The sequence below is a fragment of the Methyloceanibacter sp. genome (genome assembly GCF_041573655.1).
Classification (GTDB): domain Bacteria; phylum Pseudomonadota; class Alphaproteobacteria; order Rhizobiales; family Methyloligellaceae; genus Methyloceanibacter.
In genome coordinates, this window is sequence record NZ_JBFFQD010000085.1 from 1 (window position 1) to 3,824 (window position 3,824).

Genomic DNA, 3,824 nt, shown 5'->3' on the forward strand with positions numbered 1-3,824 from the left:
CGATCATCTGCCTTCTTGAAAACCCGCTAAATGAAGATGCGTGTCGATGGAACAGAAAGCAGACAGCGTATCCGCGCGGGACATACGAGGAAGAGCAACGGGTCAAGGTAGTAGACCTGAACAACGTCATTTGCCCATCAGGTACGTGTCGCGCGATTCTCGACGGTCGGGTCGTAATGAGGGATAGCCATCACCTGACTGCATCGTTCGCAGCAACTCTTGCATCTGATTTTGAACCACTTTTCCGCCTCGGTCCCTAAAGCCGGACAGCCCTAGGCTGAAGTCTAGCTCTCGTAGGACGTCACCTTTGGGTCAAAAGCTGACCTAGAGTTGAGGTTGGGCGATGTCGGCTTCTAACCCAAAGCGAAAATTGCATGCGCCTAGGTCAAAAGAGTTTGGCTCCGTCGAAGTTCGCTGAGTACTCCTTCTGCGTATGGAGAAGCAGTCGGCTTTGCGATCAGGGCGTCTCCGCCAGACGCCCATAGACATCGTCCATGCGCACGATGTCGTCCTCGCCCAGGTAGCAGCCGGACTGGACCTCGATGATACTCAAGGGAACCTTCCCAGGGTTCTCCAGGCGGTGGGGCGTGCCGATCGGGATGTAGGTCGACTCGTTCTCGCTGAGCAGCATTTCCTTGTTGCCGAGTACGACGCGCGCAGTGCCCTTCACAACGACCCAGTGCTCGGCCCGGTGATGATGCATTTGCAGCGATAGCGATGCGCCGGGCTTCACCATCAGATGCTTGACCTGATAGCGGTCGCCCGCCTCGATGGACTCGTAATAACCCCAGGGCCGGTGGACGCGCGAGTGCGTCTCATGCTCGCTGCGGCCAAGCTCCTTGAGCCTGGTCACGACATCGCGAATGTCCTGGACCCGCGCCTTGTCCGCGATGAGCACCGCGTCCCCAGTATCGACGACGATGAGGTCCTTGACGCCAAGGGTTGTGACGAGGCGGCCATTGCCGCGGATGTAGGTCTCCTCGGTATCGAGCGCGACGACGTCGCCGCTGATGACGTTGCCGGCCTCGTCCTTCTCGCCGAGATCCCAGAGCGCGCCCCAGGAGCCGACATCACTCCAACCGATATCGACGGGGATAACCACGGCCTTCGAGGTGTGCTCCATCACGGCGGTATCGATGGGTGCCGACGGACACGCCTCAAAGGCAGGCTCATCGAGACGCAAGAAGTCCATGTCGCGGTTGCTTCCGGCGACGGCGCTCGTGCACTGAGCCGCAATGTCGGGGCAATGCACCTTCATCTCTTCCGTCAGTGTGTCGGCGCGGGCCATGAAGATGCCGCTGTTCCAGTCGTAGGAGCCGTCTGCAAGAAACGCATCCGCGCGCGCAAGGTCGGGCTTCTCGCAAAACTGCGCGACGGTGAAAGCGTCATCGCCGAGTGCGGTGCCTCGCTTGATGTAGCCATAGCCTGTCTCTGGGGATCGCGGCGTGATGCCGAACGTGACGATGTGGCCGCGCGCAGCCAATTCCGCGCCCTGCCGGACCGCCTGCTTGAAGCCCTCGGCGTCGGGAATGTGATGATCGGCGGGGAGTAGAACGAGAATGCTCTCCGGATCGAGATCGCCGACGATCTTCGCAGCCACGGCCGCGGCCGCCGCCGTGTTGCGGCCCACAGGTTCCAGCACAAGTGCGGTGGCCGTGATGCCGAGCTCTTGCAGCTGGGCGGCGATCATGAAGCGGTGATCGGAGTTGGCGATCACCAGCGGTGGCGCGACGTCGTCCAAGCCGGCAAGCCGATTAGCCGTCTCTTGGAGCAGCGAGCTGCCCGACAGAAGCGGCATCAGCTGTTTGGGCATCTGCGCGCGGGAAACAGGCCAAAGTCGGGAGCCCGTCCCCCCGGAAAGCAGTACTGGATAAATGCGGCCCATGACGCGAACACACCACTGTTGATCTGACGGTGCCATGTCCGGTCCACCACGGAACTGGCCTCCCGTCAACCTACGCATGGAGCGTGCCAACTTCTGAAAGATTAATACCGCCCGCAGGCCCCGGGATCAGTGGGGTTTTACGTTCAGCCTGGGTTCAGGTGCCGAACCCCATGCTGGCCACCATGATCGCCGTTCCGCCTGAAAAGGATCGAATGGCGCTTCTGCCGAGGAAAGGAGGTGACTTGGTTAATTCAGCGCCGGCAGGCGCGAGATTCGGAGGTTCCGATGCGTTTTCTACGCGTCTTGAGGCGTATGTGGTTGGCGGGTGTGGTTGCGCTGCTCGCCTTCACGGCAGGGTTTTCCCTTCCTGGGACAGCCAGGGCCGGCGGCCCGGCGGTCGGCTATGACGACTTCGCCATCGAGCAGTTCTATGACGAGCTCGCGCCTCACGGGGAGTGGGTCTACCACCCCGTACATGGTTATGTATGGCTCCCGCGCGCCGTGGGGCCGGATTGGCGTCCGTTCACGGTCGGGAATTGGATCTACACCAACGAATACGGCTGGTACTGGGACTCCTACGAGCCCTTCGCCTGGGCCGTGTATCACTTTGGCCGTTGGGGCTTCGACCCCGCCTATAACTGGTACTGGGTCCCGGGCGATACCTGGTCGCCGGCTTGGGTCCAGTGGCGTTACGGTGACGAATATGTGGGCTGGGCGCCCGAGCCGCGGCGCGCCTACGGTGGAGGCGCCTACGGCGCGCCGGTCCACTACTCACCGGTTCCGCCCGAGCGGTCTTGGGTCTTCGTCCGGCCGCGCTATCTGACATCGCCGGTCGTTCGTTCTTACGCGGTGCCGCGAACCAGCATCTCGATAGCGCTGAGCTTTTCGAAGCATGTGTACCGCCCTGAGTATCGCGGCGGCCACGTCTACAATTACGGCATGCCCCGCAAGCGCTGGTCGAGGCTTACGCGACAGCGCATCGAGCCGCGTAAGATCCATCGCGGCCGGTCCAAGGCACGTCCGCGTGCAGGCCGCGGCCGTTCATCCGGGGATCTCTATGTGTATGCGCCGCGCGTCAAGAAAGGTGCACGGCCGAAGCGGCCCCCGAGAAATGTCAACCAGGCGCGAACGCGCGCGAACGCGAACACCGGAAGGATTCAAACGAATCCCGCACGCGCCAGGGGCGCTCGGCCCAATCCGAATAAGCCGCGCGCTTTGGGGAGTCCCGCCGCGGGCAAACCAAACATTGCAGGTCCGCGTCCGCGAGCGAGGGCGCCTCAGGCGAGGCCGGGAGGGAAGAGGCCGCACAACGCAAACGCGCCGATGCCAAGGCCCAACAAGCGGGCCACTGCGAAACCGGGAGGCCCTAAGACTGGCAATGGCGCCAAGGCCAAGCGGGGGCCGAAGAAGCCGTCGAACGCGAATGCCTCGAAGCGTAAGCCCAATGCGAAGGCGGCGAACGTGAAGCCTCGGCCGAAGAACGGCAATGGCGCCAAGGCCAGGTCGGGCCAGAACAAGTCCGGGCCGAAGAAGCCTTTGAACGCGAATGCCTCGAAGCATAAGCCCAATGCGAAGGCGGCGAACGTGCAGCCTGGGCGCAAGAACGGCAACGGTCCCAAGGCCAAGTCCGGACAGAAGAAGCCCGGGGCGAAGGCCCCGGCATCTAAGCCTAAGCCAAAGCCTGCCAGCGCGAAACCGAAGCCCAAGCCAAAGGCCGCCAGCGCGAAGCCCAAGCCCAAGGCCGCCAGCGCGAAGCCGAAGCCTAAGCCCAAGGCTGCCGCGAAGCCGAAGTCTAAGCCGAAGCCCAAGGCTGCCGCGAAGCCAAAGCCGAAGGCCGCCGCGAAGCCGAGGCCGAAACCCAAGCCGAAAGCCGCCAGCGCAAAGCCTAGGCCGAAACCCAAGCCGAAAGCCGGCGGCGGCAAGCGAGGCTAGACGGATC

General features: G+C 62.9%; 3 protein-coding genes. 2 read left to right on the forward strand and 1 reads right to left on the reverse strand.

Going from position 1 to position 3,824, the window contains the following annotated elements:
• Positions 1–260 (forward strand): SGNH hydrolase domain-containing protein (locus tag ABY454_RS12030; RefSeq protein ID WP_372930978.1); only part of this gene is annotated, 260 nt, incomplete at its 5' end.
• Positions 261–457: 197 nt separating this feature from the next.
• Here ABY454_RS12030 and ABY454_RS12035 read toward each other — a convergent pair.
• Complete coding sequence (locus ABY454_RS12035; protein ID WP_372930979.1) at positions 458–1,921, reverse strand: mannose-1-phosphate guanylyltransferase/mannose-6-phosphate isomerase; 1,464 nt, start codon at positions 1,919–1,921, stop codon at positions 458–460.
• Positions 1,922–2,170: 249 nt separating this feature from the next.
• On the opposite strand from ABY454_RS12035, the gene ABY454_RS12040 reads away from it, so the two are divergent.
• Positions 2,171–3,817, forward strand: a complete 1,647-nt coding sequence (locus ABY454_RS12040) for a DUF6600 domain-containing protein (protein ID WP_372930981.1) — start codon at positions 2,171–2,173, stop codon at positions 3,815–3,817.
• The last annotated feature ends 7 nt before the right edge of the window (positions 3,818–3,824 follow it).

Bases quoted from the DNA above. Each gene is read 5' to 3' on its own strand.
- ABY454_RS12035 (WP_372930979.1), bottom strand. From the start codon at position 1,921: ATGGCACCGTCAGATCAACAGTGGTGTGTTCGCGTCATGGGCCGCATT.
- ABY454_RS12040 (WP_372930981.1), top strand. From the start codon at position 2,171: ATGCGTTTTCTACGCGTCTTGAGGCGTATGTGGTTGGCGGGTGTGGTT.